Raw genomic sequence first — 17,880 nt, forward strand, 5'->3', positions numbered from 1 at the left:
GGCAGGACGGTCCCCGGGGACGACGCGGGGGCAGGACGGCGCCCGGCCGGCCTCCACGGCCCGGGCCGCAGCAGGCCGGCGCGGGCCTCGGTGCGGTCGCCGAGCCGGTCGTGCCCGCTGCGGGTGGCTGCGGCGGCCACGACGGTGCGGGCCTGCTCTCAGACGGTGGCGCAGGCGGGCCGCACGGCCGGATCGAGGGCGCTGACCGGCCGCACGCTCCCGACCGGACGGCCACCGCCGAGCAGCGCCGCCCCCGCGAACCCGGTGAGGGCGGCCGGGTCGACCCCGGCCCGGGCGAGGGCCGCCGCGGCCACCGGGATCCGCGCCCGGTCGGCACCGTCGGCGATCTTCACGGCGACGGCCCGCCCGTCGGGCAGCGCGGCGACCTGGACGCCCTCGAAGCCGTCCTTGGCGAGCAGCCCGGGCACGGCCCGCATCAGCGCGGCCACGTCCCGCCCGGAACCGGAAGCCATCTCGGCGTGCTCGCGCAGGGCGTCCGCGACCCGCGCCTCGGGGGTGCCGGGGGCGGCGGTGGTGACGCGGGCGGCGGCACGGGCCAGGCCGTGCAGGGAGACGGAGAACAGGGGCGCGCCGCAGCCGTCGACGCTCACGTGGGCGATGCGCTGCCCGGTGAGGTCCTCGGCGATCTCGGCGACGGCCTGCTGGAGCGGGTGGGCGGGGTCGAGGTAGTCCTCCAGGGACCAGCCGTTGAGCTTGCAGGTGTAGAGCATGGCCGCGTGCTTGCCGGAGCAGTTCTGGGCGAGGCGGGAGGGGGCGCGGCCCGCGCGCACCCAGGCGTCCCTGACGACCGGGTCGAACGGCAGGTCCGGGACGTTGCGCAGGGCGTCCTCGGTGAGCCCGGCGAGTTCGAGGATGCGCCGGGCGCCGGAGAGGTGGCGCTCCTCACCGGAGTGGCTGGCCGCGGCCAGCGCCAGCAGTTCGCCGTCGAGCGGGAGTCCGGCCCGGACCATGGCGACGGCCTGGACGGGCTTGAGCGCGGAGCGGGGATAGAAGGCGGCCTCGATGTCGCCGAGCTGGAACCGGACGTCTCCGCCGGGGCCGAGGACGACGACGGAACCGTAGTGGACGCCCTCCACCACACCGCCGCGTACGAGGTGGGCGACGGGGGCGTGGAGGGGTTCGCGGACAGGGGGTGCGTCCGGGAGGGAGATGCTGTACATCACTGCCTGGGTGGTGTCGGCCGGCGCGTCCGTCACGCGCCGGCTCCGGTGGTGGACTGACGTGCCGCACGGCCGCGGATGCCGAACCATCCGGCGGCCGGCGCGGCGGCGACCGGCGGCGGGCACAGCACGGTGGTGCGTCCGGCGCCGCCGTCGGCGTGCGGGGGGACCGGGACGGAGGCGGGGAACGCCGGCGTCACGATTCCGGTCCGAGGGGAGCCCGGCAGCCGGCGGCCGGGACGGAGCGGACCGTCCCTCCGGGCGTTCCGCCGGGGGAACGGGGGGCGGATGAGGGCGCTCATGCCGGTGTGCCGGGCCCCGGGGGCCCCGCGGTGGCCCGCGTCCGCGGCGTCGACGTGACCGGCCGGTTCGCCGGCGCCCTCGGTCGGGAACCGGTCGCTCACGCCTCGGACACGCCTTCCACGGGGGTGTCCGGGCGTGCCGGGCGCACGATGTCGGTGAGGGTCGTCGCGACACGGTCGATGTGGTGGGCCATGGCCTCCTCCGCGTCGTGCGCGCAGCCGTCGATCAGCGCCTCGACGATCGCCCGGTGCTCACGGTCGGACTGCTCGCGCCGGCCGCCCAGTTCGTTGAGGAAGGCGGACTGACGGGCCAGCGCGTCCCGGATCTCCTCGATGACCCGTCGGAACACCGGGTTCTGGGCGGCCTCGGCCACGGCGAGATGGAAGAGGGTGTCCATCGCGGCCCACGCGGTGGTGTCCGTCTCCCGCTCCATGCGGTCCAGCAGGCGGGTCAGGTGGTCGAGGTTCTCCGGGGTGCGGCGCCGCGCGGCGTACCCGGCGACCGGGATCTCGACGTGGCGGCGCACCTCCAGCAGGTCGCTGGCCGCGTAGTCGCCGAAGGTGGGGTCCTCCACGGCACTGGCGACGACGAAGGTGCCCTTGCCCGTCCTGGAGACGGTCAGCCCCATGGTCTGCAGGGCCCGCAGCGCCTCGCGCAGCACGGGCCGGGAGACCTCCAGGGTGCGGCACAGTTCCGCCTCGGAGGGCAGTTTGGCGCCGATGGCGTACTCGCCGCGTTCGATGGCGCCGCGGAGGTGGGCGAGCACCGCTTCCATCGCACTGACGCGCCGCGGTCCCGCACCACCTGTCTGGCTGTCTGACAGGTTCACGGGGTGATCCTGCGGGGGGCGTGCGACGGCTGTCAAGGCGGGCGCCGAGGCGCGTGAAGGAAGTCATCCGGGAGCGGCCACTCGTGAGGAGGACGACGCTCGCGGGATCCGGTTCCGCTCGGGCGGCCGGGGACGGCCGGGGAGCGACCGCCCCGCCGCACGCGGGCGGGAACCGGGCTCACAGGGCGCCACGTCCAGGCGCTCCCTCCCCGGCCTCCCCGGGCAGGACGTCTAGGCCCAGATCCCGCGGGCCAGCGCCACGCCCGCGAACGCCGCGCCCAGGCCGGCCGCCGTGCTCGCCACCACGTTGAGGGCCGCGTGACCGCGGGCACCCGTCTCGGCCAGCCGGAGCGTCTCGTAAGAGAAGGTCGAGTACGTCGTCAGGGCCCCGCACAGTCCGGTGCCGAGCAGCAGCCGGAGCCGGGAGTCCGCGGCGCCCGCCACCGCCGCGCCGGTCAGCACGCCGAAAACCAAGCAGCCGACGACATTGACGGTGAAGGTGCCCCAGGGGAGGACCGAGTCGTGCCGGGACCGCACCGCGCGGTCGGTGAGGTACCGGAGCGGGGCGCCGACCATGGCGCCCGTGACGACCAGCAGCCAGTTCACCACGGCTTCCCGTCCTTCCGGTCAGTTTCGTCCCGGCCGGCGGGGGCGGCCCCGGCCGTGCGGAGGCGGGGTCCGCGGGTGAGTCTCCCCCGGCCGTCCGGGAGTACCGGCTTCCCGCCGGCCGGCCTCGTCACGGCTGCCTCCTCCCCCGTGCGCGGCGGGTCGCGGTGGCCGCGAGCCACACCGCCGTGAGCGCCGCGAGCGGGGTCGCGGCGAGGTAGGCCAGTGCCGTGCCGATCCGGCCGTGCTCGACGAGCTGCTGGACGTCGACGGCGTACGTCGAGAAGGTGGTGAAGCCGCCGAGGACCCCCGTGCCGAGGAAGGGGCGCACCAGGCGGTGCGCGGACCGGATCTCGGTGACGACCACCATGAGCACGCCGATCACGGCACAGCCGGCGGCGTTGACCCAGAAGGTCGCCCAGGGGAAACCGCCCGCTCCCGCGGGCCACCCCAGCGCGGCCGCGTACCGGGCGGCGGCCCCCGCTCCCCCGCCGAGTGCGACCACCGCGACGACGGGTGCCTGGTCGCGCCAGGCGTGCCGCCGCCCAGGGCTGCGGGGCCGGATGCGGAGGCTTTCCGCCTGCGGGGCTGTCATGTCGTACGTCTCCTGCTCACCGGGCACGGGCTCGCCGGGCGCGCCGCGCGTAGGGACCCTCGGCGGCGCCGGTGCCGCGGTTCGGGTACGGCGGGCCCCGCCGCCGCGCCGCGCGGTGATCGCGACCGGTCGACAGCGTAACCGCCCGGGCGGCGGCGGGTCACTTCCCGGCAGGTCGCTTCGCGGCAGGTCGCTTCACGGCAGGCCGCTTCCCGACGAGTCGTTTCACGGCGGGCGGTTCGCACACCGCCACGCCCCGCTCCCCCGTGCTGCCCGGGACCGGATGGCCGGCGGCCTCGCACGGGAGATCGAGACCCAGCGGCCGTCCGCCGGTCCCGGCCGACGCCGCGACGCGTGTCGCGTCCGGATCGGCCGGGCCTTCCCGGCGGGGGGGTGCGGCCGTCGGCCGCACCGGTCAGCCCCCGGCCGCGGGGATCGGCGACGACACCCTCGGGGCCGGGGCCAGGGCCGCCGATCGCGGCGTACCGGAGCGGGACGGATGGGACGAGCCGGCCACGGGTGCCTGTTCCTCTTCCTCGCCGTGCGACCGCTGCGCCCCCGACCAGCCCTTCTCGAACATGCGCGCGACCTCGGCGATCCGCACCTCGTCGCGCCGGTAGCGGGTGCGGCCCGCGACCGTGCCGGCGCGCAGCGTTCCGGTGGCGGCGAGCAGCCGCAGGTGGGTGGCGGCGACCGGGCGGGGCATGCCGAACCGCGCGGCGACCGCGTCCGCGGTGACGCCGTCCGCGGCCGGGCCCGGTTCCTTCAGCCAGTCCAGGATGTCCAGACGCGCCGCACCGACGGGAGCCCTCAGCATCTCGTCCCCCTTCGTCCGGGCCTCCTCGTACCGCCTTTTCCCACTGTGGCGCGGCGAATGCCGTTCCGCCCGGGACTCGGCGGCCCTTGACCGGTAGCGGACGGCTTCGTGGAGCAGGGCCGTCCGGCCCCCGTGCCGGATGACACGGGAAGGTCCGGTCGCACGGCGGCGGCCGGACCCCGAAGGTGCTGTCGTCAACGGTGGCCGAACCACGCCATCGACGACAGCGCCCGGTCGCCGCAGCCGGACGGGGCCCGGTTCTCCAGGCCGTTGCCGAAGGAGGCGGCGGACGGGGCCCGGTCGTTGCCGGGAACGGCGGCCCAGCCGTCTCCCGGGGACGACGCCGAGGCCGCGGCCGTCGGGGACGGCCTCCGCGGTGCTCGTCACGTCGTCCGTCCGCCGGGTCCGCCCGGCCACGGGCACCGGGCCGGCGCCTGCCCGCCGGGCTCGCGCAGGAGCCGCCCGCCCGGTCCGCCGGCCGGCCGCCGTCCAGCAGTAGTTGCACATTCATCGAATGGTCGCACCGGTGTTACCGTTCCCGTATGGCAGCTGAGACGGCCGGTGCGCGGCTCGAGGAACGGTGGCGGGACATCCTCTCGGTGCACGCGCGCACCCTGTGCGAGATCGACCGCGCGCTGCATCCGCACGGCCTGGGCGCCTCCGACTTCGAGGTGCTGGACATCCTCGCCGGCGCGGCGCCCGAGGAGGCCGACCAGTGCCGGGTGCAGAACCTGGTAGGCCGGGTCCACCTCAGTCAGAGCGCGCTGTCCCGCCTCATCGCCCGGCTGGAGAAGGAGGGCCTGGTCACCCGGTCCGTCTGCGCCGAGGACCGGCGCGGCGTCTTCGTCGCCCTCACCCAGAAGGGCCGCGACCTGCACGCCCGGGTGCTGCCGCTGCAGCGCGCCGCGCTGGCCCGCACGCTGGGCGAGGGGGACGTCAGTACTGCGGACGTGCCAGCAGGGTGCGTACCCCCTCCGAGGTGAGCGTCAGACGGTGCTCGGAGCTGCCGTCGATGCTGAGCGACAGGTCGTCGGCGGGCCACTGCGCGGCGAGGGCGCCGAGCGGCACGAGGCGGTAGCGGGAGACGAACGGCAGCAGGCCGGTCATCTCCCGTTCCGAGGTGAACACGGGCACCACCGTCTCGCCGTCCGGCTGTTCCAGGACCGGCAGCGCCACCAGGGCGGGGTCGTCCGCGTCCTCCTCGTTCGCGTCGTCGGGCACCGGGACGAGGACGTCGCTGTTGGCCAGCGCGTCCAGCGCCGCCGTGTCCTCGGTGTTCCCGGCGAGCACGTCCAGAGCATGCTGGGCGGGCGTGGGGCCGTGGTTGTCGGCGGGTGTCTCCATGGCAGATCCCCTGGTAGCGGTGGTCGTGCGGCCCGCCCGGGAGATGATCGGGCCGGGCGCGTTCCGCCTCGCGTACCCGATCGGCCGTAGCGCAATCCTGCGGGACCGATGAGGTTCGAGGGATCGTCGGACACGGGTGGAGGAGCCGGGGGGCGGACCGGGGCGGTCGCGGCCGTCCCGCCCCGCCGGGAGGCCCGGCCGGGACGGGCCTGCGCGCACCCGTCACCGCGGGGCCTGCCGGGGCTTTTCGGCCCCATGCCGGAGTACCGCGGCGACGGCCGTCACCCGGAGGAGCGGCCGGTCCGGGTCCCTCACCTCCGGTGCCTCGGCGGGGAAGCCGTCGTCCGCGCCCGCACGCGCCGACGCCGGGCCGTGACGACCGTGCCGGGCGGAATGGCCCGTCTCGTCCGCGCCGGCACGCCCCGGCGACGGCGAGCGCCTCCGCGCCGGTGCGGCCAGGGCCCCGCCGGGGCCGGCGGGGACGCACCGCACGGCGGGTGGCGGTGAGCCGTCCGGTGGCGGCGTCGGGACCGCCGGTGAGTCCGTGGCTGCCCGGGACGTCGTTCAGGGGCTCGCCGGCTCCCCGTCCGCGGCGCTCGGTGCCTGTTCCTCCTGCCACCGGACGCGGCCGCGCCGCAGCGCCAGGGCGCCGAGGAAGCCGAGGACGAGGGCGGCCAGCACGCCGAGGTTGGCGTACGCCCAGGAGCCGGACCGGCCGCCGAGGCCCAGCGGGCCGAGCAGATAGCCCTGCCAGTCCAGCCCGCCCGCGGCCGGGTTGGTGACCAGGCCCCAGCCGACGGCGGTGGCGGCGAGGGTCAGCAGGAGCGGGACGGGCGGTACGTCGCCGTAGCGGCCGCGCGGGCGGTACAGGTCGGCCTCGTCGTAGGCGCGGCGGCGCAGGGCCAGGTCGGCGAGGAAGACGCCGCACCAGGCGGCGACGGGCACGCCGAGGGTGGTCAGGAAGCCCGTGAACGGGCCGAGGAAGTCGTCGGCGAAGAACACGATGTACACCGAGCCCGCGATCATCAGGAGTCCGTCGACGAGGGCGGCCAGCGGGCGCGGGACGCGCAGGCCCGCGGAGAGCAGGGCCAGGCCCGAGGAGTAGATGTCGAGGACCGCGCCGCCGACCAGGCCGAGCACCGCGACCACGGCGAACGGCACCAGGAACCAGGTGGGCAGGATCGTCGTCAGCGCGCCGATCGGGTCGGCGGCGACGGCCGTGCCGAGCGCGTCGGAGGAACCGGCCAGCAGCAGCCCGAGGACCAGCAGGAGCAACGGGGCGAGGGAGGCGCCGAGAGCCGTCCAGCCGACCACGCCCCGGGACGAGGAGGTGCGCGGCAGGTAGCGGGAGTAGTCGGCGGCGGCGTTGACCCAGCCGAGGCCGAAGCCGGTCATCATGAACACCAGCGCGCCGATGAACTCCTGGGCGGAGCCCCCGGGGATCGCGCTCACGGCGCTCCAGTGGACGCGGTCGGCGACGAGCGCGACGTAGGCGGCCGTGAGCACGCCCGTCACCACGGTGATCACGGTCTGCAGCCGCATGATCAGGTCGAAACCCGTCACGCCGACGACGACGGTCAGCCCGCTGACCAGGACCAGGGCCACCACCTTGGTCCCCGTGCCGCCGCCCCAGCCGAGGCGCCCGAAGACGGTGGCGGTGGCCAGGGTGGCCAGGGCGCACAGCACGGTCTCCCAGCCGACGGTCAGCATCCAGGAGACCACCGACGGCAGGCGGTTGCCGCGCACCCCGTACGCGGCGCGGCCGAGCACCATCGTCGGCGCGGAGCCGCGCTTGCCCGCCACCGCGACGAGGCCGCAGAGCAGGAACGAGAAGACGATGCCGAGCACTCCGGCGGTCAGCGCCTGCGGGAAGGAGATCCCGAAGCCGAGGACGAACGCGCCGTAGCTCAGGCCGAGGACGGAGACGTTGGCCCCGAACCACGGCCAGAACAGGGTGCGCGGGGTGCCCTTGCGCTCGGCGTCCCCGATCACGTCCAGACCGTGCGTCTCCACCCGGAGCCGCCGGGCCGCGGGCGGGCCGTCGAGAGGGTCCGTCATGGTCGACCTGCCTGTCCGGGAGCGTCGGGCGGAGGCTGGGCGGAGGGTCCCGGGCGTCAGGAGCGGCCCGGCGGCCCTGGGCGAGTGCCGTTCCACCGGTGCATACCCGGCACGCCACCGCGTGATCCGCGCGAAGGGGCAGTCGTGTGGGACGAGGCCGTGGACCGGCTGCCGGCCGAGGGCGCGGACGGGGCCGCGCCGACCCGGTCACGGCGTCACCGCCGGGCCGTCACACGACGTGGTCGGCCCGCAGCCCGGCGATCCCGGCCGCGTCGTACCCGAGCTCGGCCAGGATGTCGTCGGTGTGCTCCCCGACGGCGGGGACGGGGTCCATGCGCGCGGTGGTGCCGGCCAGGTCGACGGGCGGCAGGAGCGAGGAGACCACGGATCCCCCGGGGATCGGCACGTCCCGCCAGCGGTTGCGTTCGCGGAGCACGGGGTGGGCGAGGAAGTCCGCCACGTCGTTGATCCCGGCGTTGGCGATGCCCGCCTCGTCCAGCAGCTTCACCACCTCGCCGCTGTCCAGCTCGCCGAACCGGGCGGCGACGATCGCATCGAGCTCCCGCCGGTGGGCCACGCGGTCCTCGCCGGTGGCGAAGCGCGGGTCGTCGACGAGGCCGGGGCGCCGCAGGAACCGCTCGCACAGGGCGGCCCACTCGCGTTCGTTCTGCACGGAGAACAGCACGTCCTTGCCGTCGGCCGCGGTGAAGGCGCCGTACGGGGCGATGGTGGCGTGCCGGGTGCCGATCCGCGGGGGCTGGGTGCCGCCGTAGCGGGTGTAGTGGGCGGGCTGGCTCATCCACTCGGCCAGCGCCTCGAACAGCGACAGCTCCACGGCCCGTACGACGCCCGTGGTCGCCCGGACGAACAGCGCGGTGAGGACGCCGGAGCAGGCGTACATGCCGGCGGCGATGTCGGCGACCGAGATGCCGGTCCGTGCGCAGCCGTGCTCGTCGCCGGTCAGCGAGACCAGGCCGGTCTGGCACTGCACCAGCAGGTCGTACGCCTTGCGTCCGGCCCACGGCCCGCTGGACCCGTACCCGGTGACGGAACACGGCATCAGGGACGGGAAGCGCTCGCGCAGGGCGTCCGCCCCCAGGCCCATCCGGGCGGCCGCGCCCGGCGCCAGGTTCTGCACGAACACGTCGGCGCCCGCGAGCAGCCGCTCCAGGATGTGCCGCCCCCGGCGGGACTTGAGGTCGAGTGTCAGGGACTCCTTGGACCGGTTGAGCCACACGAAGTAGCTCGACTCGCCGTGCACCGTGGTGTCGTACCGGCGGGCGAAGTCGCCGCCCCCGGGCCGTTCCACCTTGATCACCCGGGCCCCGAGGTCGGCCAGCTGGCGGGTGGCGAAGGGCGCGGCCACCGCCTGCTCGACACTGACGACGGTGATGCCGGACAGCGGCAGGTCCGCGGGGCGTTCGGTCATGCGGCGACCTCCAGGGGCGTGGGCGGCGCGCCCCGGGCGCCCGCACGGACGGACACCCGTGCGGGGCGCGCCGCCGCGGCGGTACTCGATCACACCATGCTCGCCGCGGAGGGCTGCCGGGGGAAGGCCCGCGGACCCGGTGCGGCCCGGGTGTCCGGCCCGTCGCGCGGGCGGACGGGCCGGATCACGCGCCCGCGGAACGGCCCCGTCCGGCACGCCGGTGCACAGGTGCGCGGGCCGCCTGCGGGCGGGCTTCGGCGGGGAAGCCGGCTCGGCAACCGCCCGAGGCGCTGCGCCGGGCCCCGGGGAGGCGCTCGTCGAGAGGAAGCCGAGAGAGCCGAGGGGGAGCCGGGAGAGCCGAGAGGGAGCCGGCACGTCGGTGGATCCGCGCCCGATGCCGTCGGGTCCCGTCCGCTCCTCGGCGTCAGAGCGCGGGCGGGCGGACCTCGGTGACGGTGAAGCCGCTGCGCGGCCGCGCCGGGATGCGGCGCAGCGAGATCGTCAGGTCCTGCTCCGGGACGGTGTATTCCAGGCGGGCCAGGCGTGTCGCGAGGGCCTCCAGCAGCCCGACGGTGACGCCCTCGCCGGGGCAGCGGTGCCCGGCCCGCGGATCGCCGCCGCCCTGCGGGATCAGCTCGTCGCGCTCGACCGGACGCTCCAGGAACCGCTGCGGGCGGAAGGCGTACGGATCGCCCCACAGCTTCTCGTCGTGGTTCTGTCCGTAGACGTCCAGGAGCACGAGCCCGCCGGCCGGGACGTGCTCGCCGCGCCAGGACAGGTCCGTGACGGCCCGGCCGCCCAGGAAGGGCGCGAACGGATAGAAACGGCGGACCTCGTGCGTGAACGCCGCGGCGTACGCGGTCTCGCCCGCCCGCAGCCGCTCCCGGTTCTCCGGCCACCGGTGCAGCGCGTGCGCCGCGAAGGCGACGAACCAGCAGACGGCGACGGTGGGGCGGATCACGTTGAGCAGTTCCACCGCGGCCGTCCTCGGCTCCAGCGGCTCACCGGTCGCGTGGGGGTGCCGGGACACCTGGTCGAGGACCGAGCCGGGGGGCGGGGCGACCGATCCGGACCGGACGTCCTCCACCAGTCGGGCCAGCCGTGCCTCCTGCCGGGCGCGGGCGCGCCGGGCGCGCAGGTGGCGCGGCCCGGGGGTGGCGAACCCGTCGACCATGGCGACCAGGTCGCGGGCCATCGGCTCCGCCTCCTCGTCGTCCAGGGGGATCCCGGCCCAGCGGCAGATCCCGCGGGTGAGCACCACGCCCGCCTCGTCGAACAGCACGACCCGCGGACGCCCGGTCCAGGAGGAGACCGCCTCGTCCCACGCGGCGGTGACGTGCTCGACGACACCGGCGATCCGGTCGACGTGCAGCAGGGGCAGGAACAGGGCCTTGCGCGCGCGGTGGGCGTCCCCGTCGAGGGTGTGGACGGCCCCGTGGCCGAACAGGGTGCTCTGCACCGGCCCGGGGACGGCGCCGTGGCGGCGTACGTGCCGCTCGTCGTAGAAGAACCGCACCGCCTCCGGTCCCCGCACGGCCATCGCGGGCCGGCCCATGAGGCGGGTGCGCACCACTTGGTCCGGGCTCCGCCTCATCCGGTTGGGCAGCCAGGCGTACCCCTCGGCCAGCAGGGACAGCGAGCGGTCGACGACGGGGCGGTGGAGTGCGTCCATGACGGGGCGGGTTCCCCTGCCGCCCCCGGGGACACCTGCGTCCTACCAGTCCCACCCGCCCCAGGAGCACCCGTGCTCCCGCCACTCGCCGGGGGCCTCGCCCGGGCCACCGGTTCGCCGGCCGTTCCTAGGGCCTGTCGTCGAACTCCCGTCGTCCGCCCGGAGGGCGGGCCCCGCGGCGTCGGGTGCGTGCTCCCGGCGTGCCGGGCGCGGTCCCGCATACGGGATTCGGGTCTGCGCCCGGTGCGGCGAGAGGGCGTGCAGGGCGTCGCGGGGCAGGCGGGAGTTCGACGACAGGCCCTAAGGCCGGGGATTGATCCGCTGCCAGCCACGGCCGGCCGGGTCGCGCCGCCCCACGGCGGAGGCGCAGCGAGGGCACACCCGCCGGACCGCGTCGGCCGCGCCGCCCGATTCGGGCAGGATGTCGGCCCACTGGACGGACGCGAAGCGCGACAGCCGCGACCGGTGCAGGGACAAGCCGCACACGGTCTGGTTCATCCCCTGTTCCCAGGCGTGCACCTCCCCGGCGGGGAGCCAGCGCCCGTCCTCCTCGTCCCACCAGCGGCCGGATGCCGCCACCGCGTAACGTCGTGTTCTCGCCACGGCCCCCGGGTTCCCCGAAGGGCCGCGGGCATGCGGTTCCGGCCGGGCCGCGGGCCCGGCGCCGCCCACCTCCTGCGGCCCGCCGTCGACGCGTTCGGCGTCGGCGGGAGGGGCGAGCCGTCGGCGGGGCCGCGGCCCGGCGGGACGACCGGCCGGCCCGTCGCGGCCTGGTGGTGGAGCCCTGCCTGCCGACAGGGCTCACGTCCCGGCCGCCAGGACGGCGACCCGGCCGGTGACGCACTTGCCGACCGGCGTCCGCCGCACCTCCAGGCCGAGGGTCAGTGCCGCAACGATCTCCAGTCCGTGACCGCCCACCCGGCCCGGCTCGGGAGGCGCCACGACGGGCAGCTCCGGACTGCTGTCCCACACGGTGATCTCCAGGCGGTCGCCGACGAGTTCCAGGTCCAGCAGGCACGGCCCCGGGGCGTACTTCATCGCGTTCGTCACCAGTTCGCTGACGACGAGCTGCACGGATCCCGCGGCCCCCGGCGAGACGGCGGCGCCCCGCTCCCGAAGCCGGGTCAGGAAGTCGGCGGCGAACCGTCTGGCCTCGGCGATCGACTCCGTTTCGCCCTCGAAGGCCGCCCTCGCCCGTATCGACGGCACCGAGGGGTCCCCCCTGCCCTCTCCTCCCGCCATCGCACCGGTCATGGTCGCTCCCGTCGTCGCCGTTCCCCCACGGCGCCCGGCCGTCTCCCCGGGACATGGGTGTCACTCCCGGGGCGCCGTTCGTCCTCGTGCTCGCCTGGTCCGCTTATGGCCCGCGCCCGCGTCGGCACACGGCGACACTGCCGGTCTTCATGCCTTCTTCGCGGGCTCTCCCCGGAATGTCGGCCCGCCAGGACGTCTCGTGGAGTTCCGTCACGACCGTGCGTGATGCCGCGGGTGCCGACGGTGTGCTCCACGCCTGCGAGGACAGACGGTCGAGGCACGTGCGGTGGGCGGGAGTCAGCCGGAGGCGTTCCGCTGCGAGGTTCTCCTCCGGACGGCCGGTCCTGGCGGTGCCCGGGACCAGGAGCGGCCGGCGGAACGGGAGCCGGGGTGCCGCCACGGCCGTCGCCCCGGCGGTGGCATGGGCGTCCGCCCGCGGGAGGGGGAACCCGCTCCCGTCGGTCCGCTACCGGCAGTCGTTTCCGGCGGCCCGTTTCCGGCGGCCCGGCGTGATACGCCGGCTCCGGGACATCCCTCAAGGAGGCACCTGCGAAGGGAAATCGATGCGTTCCGTGTTCGAGACCGCCCTGGACTGCGTCGTGGGCGCGGTCGATGTGGCCGCCGACCCGGCCGGGGTCACCTTCCACCGCTCGCCGCGCCGGGGCCGCGAACGGTTGGGCGACCCCGTCTTCGACCTGTCCAGCGCCATGCCGTCGGGGGTGCGTCTGGAGGCCCTCACCGACGCCGGGGCGGTGGAACTGGACGTCGAACTCACCAGGGCGCTGCCCCCCGGCATGGCCTCCCCCGGGAGCGTGTTCGACCTCGTGGTGGACGGGGTGCCGCGCGAGCCCGTGACGACGGCGACGGAGACGCTCCTGTTCTGGGACCTGAACACGGCGGACAGGGACGTTCGCCCCGGCGGCACGGCCACCGTGCGGTTCGAGCCGGGCGCGGCCGGCGAGGAACGCCGTATCGAGATCTGGTTCCCCTCCGCCGCCGCCATGAAGCTGCTCGACGTGCGCGTTCCCGACGGGGCGAGGCTGCGGCGGGCGCCGGCCGGCGGGCCGCTGTGGGTGCACCACGGCAGCTCGATCAGCCAGTGCGCCGAGGCCGACCGTCCCACCGGGACGTGGCCGGCCATCGTGGCCCGGGCCGCGGGCCGCTCGCTGGTCAACCTCGCCATCGGCGGCCAGTGCCACCTCGACCCGTTCATGGCCCGTGCCGTCCGGGACCTCCCCGCCACGGCGATCAGCCTGGAGCTGGGCATCAACGTCCTCAATGCCGACACCATGCGCGAACGCGCGTTCGTACCGGCCTTCCACGGCTTTCTCGACACCGTGCGCGAAGGGCACCCCGAGACGCCGATCGCGGTGATCACACCGATCGTCTGCCCCGCCGCCGAGCGGCACCCGGGCCCCACGTTCCCCGGACCGGACCTGCGGACCCGCACCGTCGACCGGCCCGACGACCTCGCCCCCGGCGCGCTCACCCTGAGCCGCATCCGCGAACTGCTCCACGAGCACGTCGGCGTCCGCCGCGAGGAGGGCGACCGCCACCTGCACGTCATCGACGGGCTCTCCCTCTTCGGCGAGGACGACGTGGACGACCTCCCCGACGGGCTGCACCCCAGCGCCGAGGGCTACGCGCGCATGGCCGAGCGCTTCCTCCCCCTCGCCTTCGGCACGGACGGCCCCTTCGGCTCCGCCCCCGCCGGCCGGAGTTGAGACCCCGCCGGCGTGCCCCCTGCCACCCGCCGGCCGCTCACCGGGTGCCCGGACCTGATCGCCGCGCCGATGATCCACGCGGTGGAGGACCGCGACCCGGCCGCCCCGGCCCGGCCCGGCTCCAGGAGGTCCACCAGGTGCTGTGCACCCGGAGCGAGGACCGGCACCGGGCCGACGCACTGCTCGCCACCGTGGTGGAGGAGCACGGGGACTGGTGACGGTAGGCCGAGGAGTACGAGCCCCACACCCCTTACGACAGGAACCCCATCCCCGGCAACCCCTCGACTACTCCGTACCATCGTCCGATCTCTTCCCCGCCGAGGCCAAGGTTCCGCCCAGTAGTGCCACCCCCAAGGGCCATGAGCGCATGTGCACCGGAAGGGTCACGCAGTGCTCCCCGATGCGCAGGAGCAGGCCCCTGCCCACCAGGTCCCGCGCGGCGGTGGCGCATCGCGGGTCCCGGGTCAGCCCGGCCCATGTGCATCCTTCCAGGCCTCGACGGAAGACATCCATCAGGACGGGGTCGTCCACGAGGATCCGGCTGCCGAATTCGGGGCGCTGGTCGACGACGGACAGGAACGCCGGCCCCTTGCGGAAGTAGAGGAGGCCGAACCGGCGGGAGGACCGCCACCGGTCGACGGGGATGGTCCCCTCCTCCCGTACGGTAATCCGGTTGGGTGCGGGCAGGTGGTCGAGCCGCGGGATCAGGTCGAGCTGTTCCGGGCCCAGCGTCAGTGACCAGGTGACCCGGGCGCCGACCGAGGAGCACTCGCGAATCAGCGCGATGATCCGCACGATCACGTGGCCGGGGAGGGCCGAGAAGTCCGCAGGCTCCGTCAGCCGCACCCCGGCGACGGGCACCCGGAGCAGCAGCGCCGCCAGCTCGGTGGCAGCCGGGAGCTCGGCCCCGCCGGTGCCGAGGATGAGCGTCGCGGTCGCGGGCCGGCCATCGGGCGAGGCGCCGCCCTCGCCGGAAGCCCGCGCCCTGAGTTCACCGATGTCCATCATCGCGCTCATCACGACGCCGCGACCTCCTTGCCGTTGATCAGCTTGCGTCGGTACGGGTCGACCTCGAGTGCGACGCTCACGTAGCGTCCCTCGTCCTCGAAGGCCAGGCCCCGGTCGACGAAGTAGTGGAGCATCTCCTCGATGTCCCCCTCCCCGACGGCGTGTCCGCCTTCGGCGAGCCGTCGGCGTATGCCCTCCCGGCCAGCCACCTGGAACATGCCGAGGTACGCATTGCTCTGGAGGTCGTCCAGCTCGATCATTTCCTCCGGCCAGCTGGCACGGCGATCTTCGATGACGACCCGGCCTCGGTCGTCGGTCCAATAGGAGAGGGTGCTCTGCGGATATGCCTTGGCCCATTCCTCGCATGCCTGCTTCATCTCGTCCTCGATGGGACCCGAGATTCCCTGGACGCTGGTGTCGAAGAAGAAAACCATGTCGTACAGCTGATCCCGTGGAACCTGGTAGATGAAGTCGTATATCTCTGACGGACGGCGGAACATAAACCCCTGGGTGGGATCCTCGAAGTACGGACTGAACCGCTCAAGCGCTATGCGCCAAGCCCCGCTCGGCGGCTCCAGATGTTCGAGCGCAGCCATTTTCTTGAGCAGCCTGCGGTAGTCGTCCTCGGTCTCACCGGGGAAACCGTAGAGGATGCTCCATGTCACGTTGAGACCGAGATCCTGCCCGTCACGCAGCATCCGCACATTGTGCGCGGCGCTGACGCCCTTGTCCATAAGGCGCAGCACATGGCTGCTCAGACTTTCGATACCGGGTTGCACGAACAGGACGTTCGCCTCTTTCAGTTTACGCAATTGCGTCCGGTTCATGTTGGACTTGATTTCGTAGTGGATTCTCAGATCGCAGTCGAGGGCAGCTATCTCAGGCATGGCCGTATTGAGATACTTCATGTCGAGAATGTTGTCCACCATGACCAGATCGAGAACCTGGTAACGAGCGGCGAGATCCCTGACTTCCTGGGCGATGCGCTCAGGGGCTTTGCTCCGAAAATCGATGTTCGATCCGTTCAGGCCGCAGAACGTGCACTGATGGGCTTCTCCCCACCAGCAGCCGCGGGAGGTCTCCAGCACCAGCATCGGACGGACGTGATGCCGGACGGGTGACGTTTCGAGTGCCCGGAAGTAGCTGTCGTAATCGGGTGCGGGCACCATGGCGAACGGCAGTGCCGCCTTGGCCTGCGGATTCACCACCGTCTGCCCGCCGCCCCCCTTCCAGCTGAGCCCCGGAACGCAGGCGGGAGACTCACCCTTGGCGATGCAGTTCAGCAACGCGGGCAGTGCCCGCTCGCCCTCACCGCTCACCACGAAATCGAGTTGCTCGAAATTCCGATGCAGGGCAGGACCTTGGACTCCGTCGCAGTTGCTGCCGCCGAGCACCGTGAGGATGCCCGGCACGAGTTTCTTCAGCTCCCGGGCCATTGCGAGAGACGGCACGTTCTGCATGAAGGTGCTCGTGAACCCGACCACGTCGGGTGGATCGGCGGCGATCTCGGCCGCCATATTCCGGATGAACTCCCGGGCGTGCTTCTGCATCGCGACGGGAAGCGTCGGGTCCATGCCCCGCTGCTCGAGGAAATCCGAGTACTCATCGACTTGATAGCTGTCGACGTCGTACAGCGCCGGCGTGAACACCCAGTCGCCCACGCCGTGAAAGACCTGATCCGCGACGTTGCCGTAATCCGCCGTTGTGATGGAGCCGTTACTCTCCCGCATCAGGTGTTCGGCCCATCGGAGGTTGACGTACAGCTCGTCGACGGCCCAGTCGGCGGCGTTCTTACGGACACACTGCCCCAGAATGCCCAGTGCGCTGGACGGGGTGTCGAGCCCTTGCCACGGCATGGCGATCAACAGGAGTTTCACAGATGCCTACCCAGGAGTCGGTGACGATGACGGAGGACGGGCACGGGCAGCGGCCGAGCGGCGGACGGGTGTGTGCGGACCGCGCGTCTCAGGACCACTGCGTGCGGTCCGTCCGACCGAGTGCCGTGATCAGTACCTTGTGTGCCTCGGCCTCGCCCACTGAGATCCGCACTCCGTGCTCCGGACAGGCGCGGACCTTGACCCCTGCCGTGGCCGCAGCCCGGGCGAAGGGCTCGGTGGCCGAGGTGAGAGGGAGCCAGACAAAGTTGGCTTGGGAGGGCAGGACGGGCAGTCCAAGTTCCCTGAGGCCGAGGGTCAGTTCTTCCCGTGCCGCAGCCACCGCGGCCAGCCGCCCGCGTAGTTCAGCCTCGCTGCGCAGGGACCGGATGGCCGCTTGTTCGGCCATGTGCGTCACGCCGAACGGCAGTGCCGTCTTGCGGACGGTGGCCATGACCTGGCGCGGTCCGACCGCGTAGCCCACCCGCAGCCCGGCCAGCCCGTAGGCCTTGGAGAAGGTCCGCAGCATCACCGTGTTGCCGTGGTTGCGCAACACCTCCGGCAGGCCTGGCGGGTCGCCGCCCCGTTCGAACTCCACATATGCCTCGTCGAGGACCGCGACCACGTGATCCGGCAGCGCATCCAGGAAACCGTGCAGTTGCTCGCGATCGATGACGGTTCCCGTGGGGTTGTGTGGGGAGCAGAGGATTACCACCCTGGTTCGCGTGCTCACGCGGTCGCGGAATGCGTCGAGATCGTGGCCGCCGGACGCGGTCAGCGGCAGGCGGACGCCGGTGGCGCCGCACATGGCGACCAGCAGCGGATAGGCATCGAATCCGGGCCATGCGTAGAGGACTTCGTCGCCCTCGCCGCACAGGGCGAGGAGGATCTGCTGGAGCACGCCCGCGCTCCCGGGGCCGACGGCCACCTCGTCCGCGGAGACGCATATATGGGCGGCGATCTCCCCGGTCAGGGCGCGTGCGGCCGGGTCAGGGTAGCGGGCGAGCCGTGCGAAGCCCTCCTCGATGACGGGTAGCACGGTGGGCAGCGGGGGAAGGGCCAGTTCGTTGCTGGACAGGTCGTAGGCGATGGCCGCGTTCTTTCCGGCGCTAGAGGGCTCGGTGCTCCGGTAGGCCGTCAGGTCCCGCAGCATGCCGCGTTCCACGAATCTCACGTTCACCGCTGA

The 17,880-nt window shown here is 73.9% G+C and carries 16 protein-coding genes and 2 pseudogenes; 3 read left to right on the forward strand and 15 right to left on the reverse strand.

Annotated elements, in window-relative coordinates; translation table 11 throughout:
• Positions 1 to 158: 158 nt before the first annotated feature.
• The 6 genes and pseudogenes from AB0L29_RS20700 to AB0L29_RS20725 form a co-directional block, all read right to left on the reverse strand.
• Positions 159 to 1,181, reverse strand: coding sequence for an asparaginase (locus tag AB0L29_RS20700; protein ID WP_365829217.1), 1,023 nt, complete (start codon positions 1,179 to 1,181; stop codon positions 159 to 161).
• 32 nt (positions 1,182 to 1,213) lie between these two features.
• Positions 1,214 to 1,432, reverse strand: a pseudogene (locus tag AB0L29_RS20705) (L-asparagine permease); the annotation flags it as partial.
• Positions 1,433 to 1,581: 149 nt separating this feature from the next.
• Complete coding sequence (locus tag AB0L29_RS20710; RefSeq protein WP_365829218.1) at positions 1,582 to 2,259, reverse strand: FadR/GntR family transcriptional regulator; 678 nt, start codon at positions 2,257 to 2,259, stop codon at positions 1,582 to 1,584.
• 285 nt (positions 2,260 to 2,544) lie between these two features.
• Entirely contained in the window at positions 2,545 to 2,919 is a 375-nt protein-coding gene (gene crcB / locus AB0L29_RS20715; RefSeq protein WP_365829219.1) for a fluoride efflux transporter CrcB, read from the reverse strand.
• Positions 2,920 to 3,049: 130 nt separating this feature from the next.
• Positions 3,050 to 3,514 (reverse strand): fluoride efflux transporter CrcB, encoded by a 465-nt coding sequence (gene crcB, locus AB0L29_RS20720; RefSeq protein WP_365829145.1) that lies wholly within the window; start codon positions 3,512 to 3,514, stop codon positions 3,050 to 3,052.
• Between the two features lie 562 nt (positions 3,515 to 4,076).
• Positions 4,077 to 4,331 (reverse strand): annotated as a pseudogene (locus AB0L29_RS20725) (ArsR family transcriptional regulator); the annotation flags it as partial.
• Positions 4,332 to 4,873: 542 nt separating this feature from the next.
• On the opposite strand from AB0L29_RS20725, the gene AB0L29_RS20730 reads away from it, so the two are divergent.
• Positions 4,874 to 5,314, forward strand: a complete 441-nt coding sequence (locus AB0L29_RS20730; protein WP_365829147.1) for a MarR family transcriptional regulator — start codon at positions 4,874 to 4,876, stop codon at positions 5,312 to 5,314.
• On the opposite strand, the gene AB0L29_RS20735 is transcribed toward AB0L29_RS20730, so the two are convergent.
• From AB0L29_RS20735 to AB0L29_RS20760, 6 genes are all read right to left on the reverse strand, one after another.
• On the reverse strand, positions 5,268 to 5,675 hold the full coding sequence (locus AB0L29_RS20735; protein ID WP_365829149.1) for an SseB family protein: 408 nt from the start codon (positions 5,673 to 5,675) through the stop codon (positions 5,268 to 5,270). The two genes, AB0L29_RS20730 and AB0L29_RS20735, sit on opposite strands and share 47 nt — an antisense overlap.
• 564 nt (positions 5,676 to 6,239) lie before the next feature.
• On the reverse strand, positions 6,240 to 7,733 hold the full coding sequence (locus AB0L29_RS20740) for a cytosine permease (protein ID WP_365829151.1): 1,494 nt from the start codon (positions 7,731 to 7,733) through the stop codon (positions 6,240 to 6,242).
• Between the two features lie 229 nt (positions 7,734 to 7,962).
• Positions 7,963 to 9,162, reverse strand: a complete 1,200-nt coding sequence (locus tag AB0L29_RS20745) for a CaiB/BaiF CoA-transferase family protein (protein ID WP_365829153.1) — start codon at positions 9,160 to 9,162, stop codon at positions 7,963 to 7,965.
• Positions 9,163 to 9,586: 424 nt separating this feature from the next.
• Complete coding sequence (locus AB0L29_RS20750) at positions 9,587 to 10,834, reverse strand: cytochrome P450 (protein ID WP_365829155.1); 1,248 nt, start codon at positions 10,832 to 10,834, stop codon at positions 9,587 to 9,589.
• Positions 10,835 to 11,134: 300 nt separating this feature from the next.
• A complete protein-coding gene (locus tag AB0L29_RS20755; protein ID WP_365829157.1) occupies positions 11,135 to 11,437 on the reverse strand; it encodes a hypothetical protein in 303 nt (100 codons plus the stop codon).
• Positions 11,438 to 11,635: 198 nt separating this feature from the next.
• Positions 11,636 to 12,088 carry an ATP-binding protein gene (locus AB0L29_RS20760; protein ID WP_365829159.1) on the reverse strand — a complete coding sequence of 151 codons (453 nt, stop codon included), beginning with the start codon at positions 12,086 to 12,088 and terminating at the stop codon, positions 11,636 to 11,638.
• Positions 12,089 to 12,651: 563 nt separating this feature from the next.
• Here AB0L29_RS20760 and AB0L29_RS20765 point away from each other — a divergent pair.
• Both AB0L29_RS20765 and AB0L29_RS20770 read left to right on the forward strand, forming a co-directional pair.
• Positions 12,652 to 13,812, forward strand: a complete 1,161-nt coding sequence (locus tag AB0L29_RS20765) for an SGNH/GDSL hydrolase family protein (protein WP_365829161.1) — start codon at positions 12,652 to 12,654, stop codon at positions 13,810 to 13,812.
• Positions 13,813 to 13,856: 44 nt separating this feature from the next.
• Positions 13,857 to 14,030, forward strand: coding sequence for a hypothetical protein (locus tag AB0L29_RS20770; RefSeq protein ID WP_365829162.1), 174 nt, complete (start codon positions 13,857 to 13,859; stop codon positions 14,028 to 14,030).
• A 67-nt stretch (positions 14,031 to 14,097) separates the two neighbouring features.
• Here AB0L29_RS20770 and AB0L29_RS20775 read toward each other — a convergent pair whose 3' ends face one another.
• The 3 genes from AB0L29_RS20775 to AB0L29_RS20785 all read right to left on the reverse strand — a co-directional run bounded on the left by AB0L29_RS20775 (position 14,098) and on the right by AB0L29_RS20785 (position 17,874).
• Positions 14,098 to 14,829, reverse strand: coding sequence for a DUF5825 family protein (locus tag AB0L29_RS20775; protein WP_365829164.1), 732 nt, complete (start codon positions 14,827 to 14,829; stop codon positions 14,098 to 14,100).
• Entirely contained in the window at positions 14,829 to 16,697 is a 1,869-nt protein-coding gene (locus AB0L29_RS20780) for a RiPP maturation radical SAM C-methyltransferase (protein ID WP_365829166.1), read from the reverse strand. The genes AB0L29_RS20775 and AB0L29_RS20780 overlap by 1 nt, the downstream gene beginning before the upstream one ends.
• 88 nt (positions 16,698 to 16,785) lie before the next feature.
• Positions 16,786 to 17,874 carry a histidinol-phosphate transaminase gene (locus AB0L29_RS20785; RefSeq protein ID WP_365829168.1) on the reverse strand — a complete coding sequence of 363 codons (1,089 nt, stop codon included), beginning with the start codon at positions 17,872 to 17,874 and terminating at the stop codon, positions 16,786 to 16,788.
• Positions 17,875 to 17,880: the final 6 nt, after the last annotated feature.

This window comes from Streptomyces sp. NPDC052701, assembly GCF_040678355.1.
Lineage (GTDB): Bacteria > Actinomycetota > Actinomycetes > Streptomycetales > Streptomycetaceae > Streptomyces.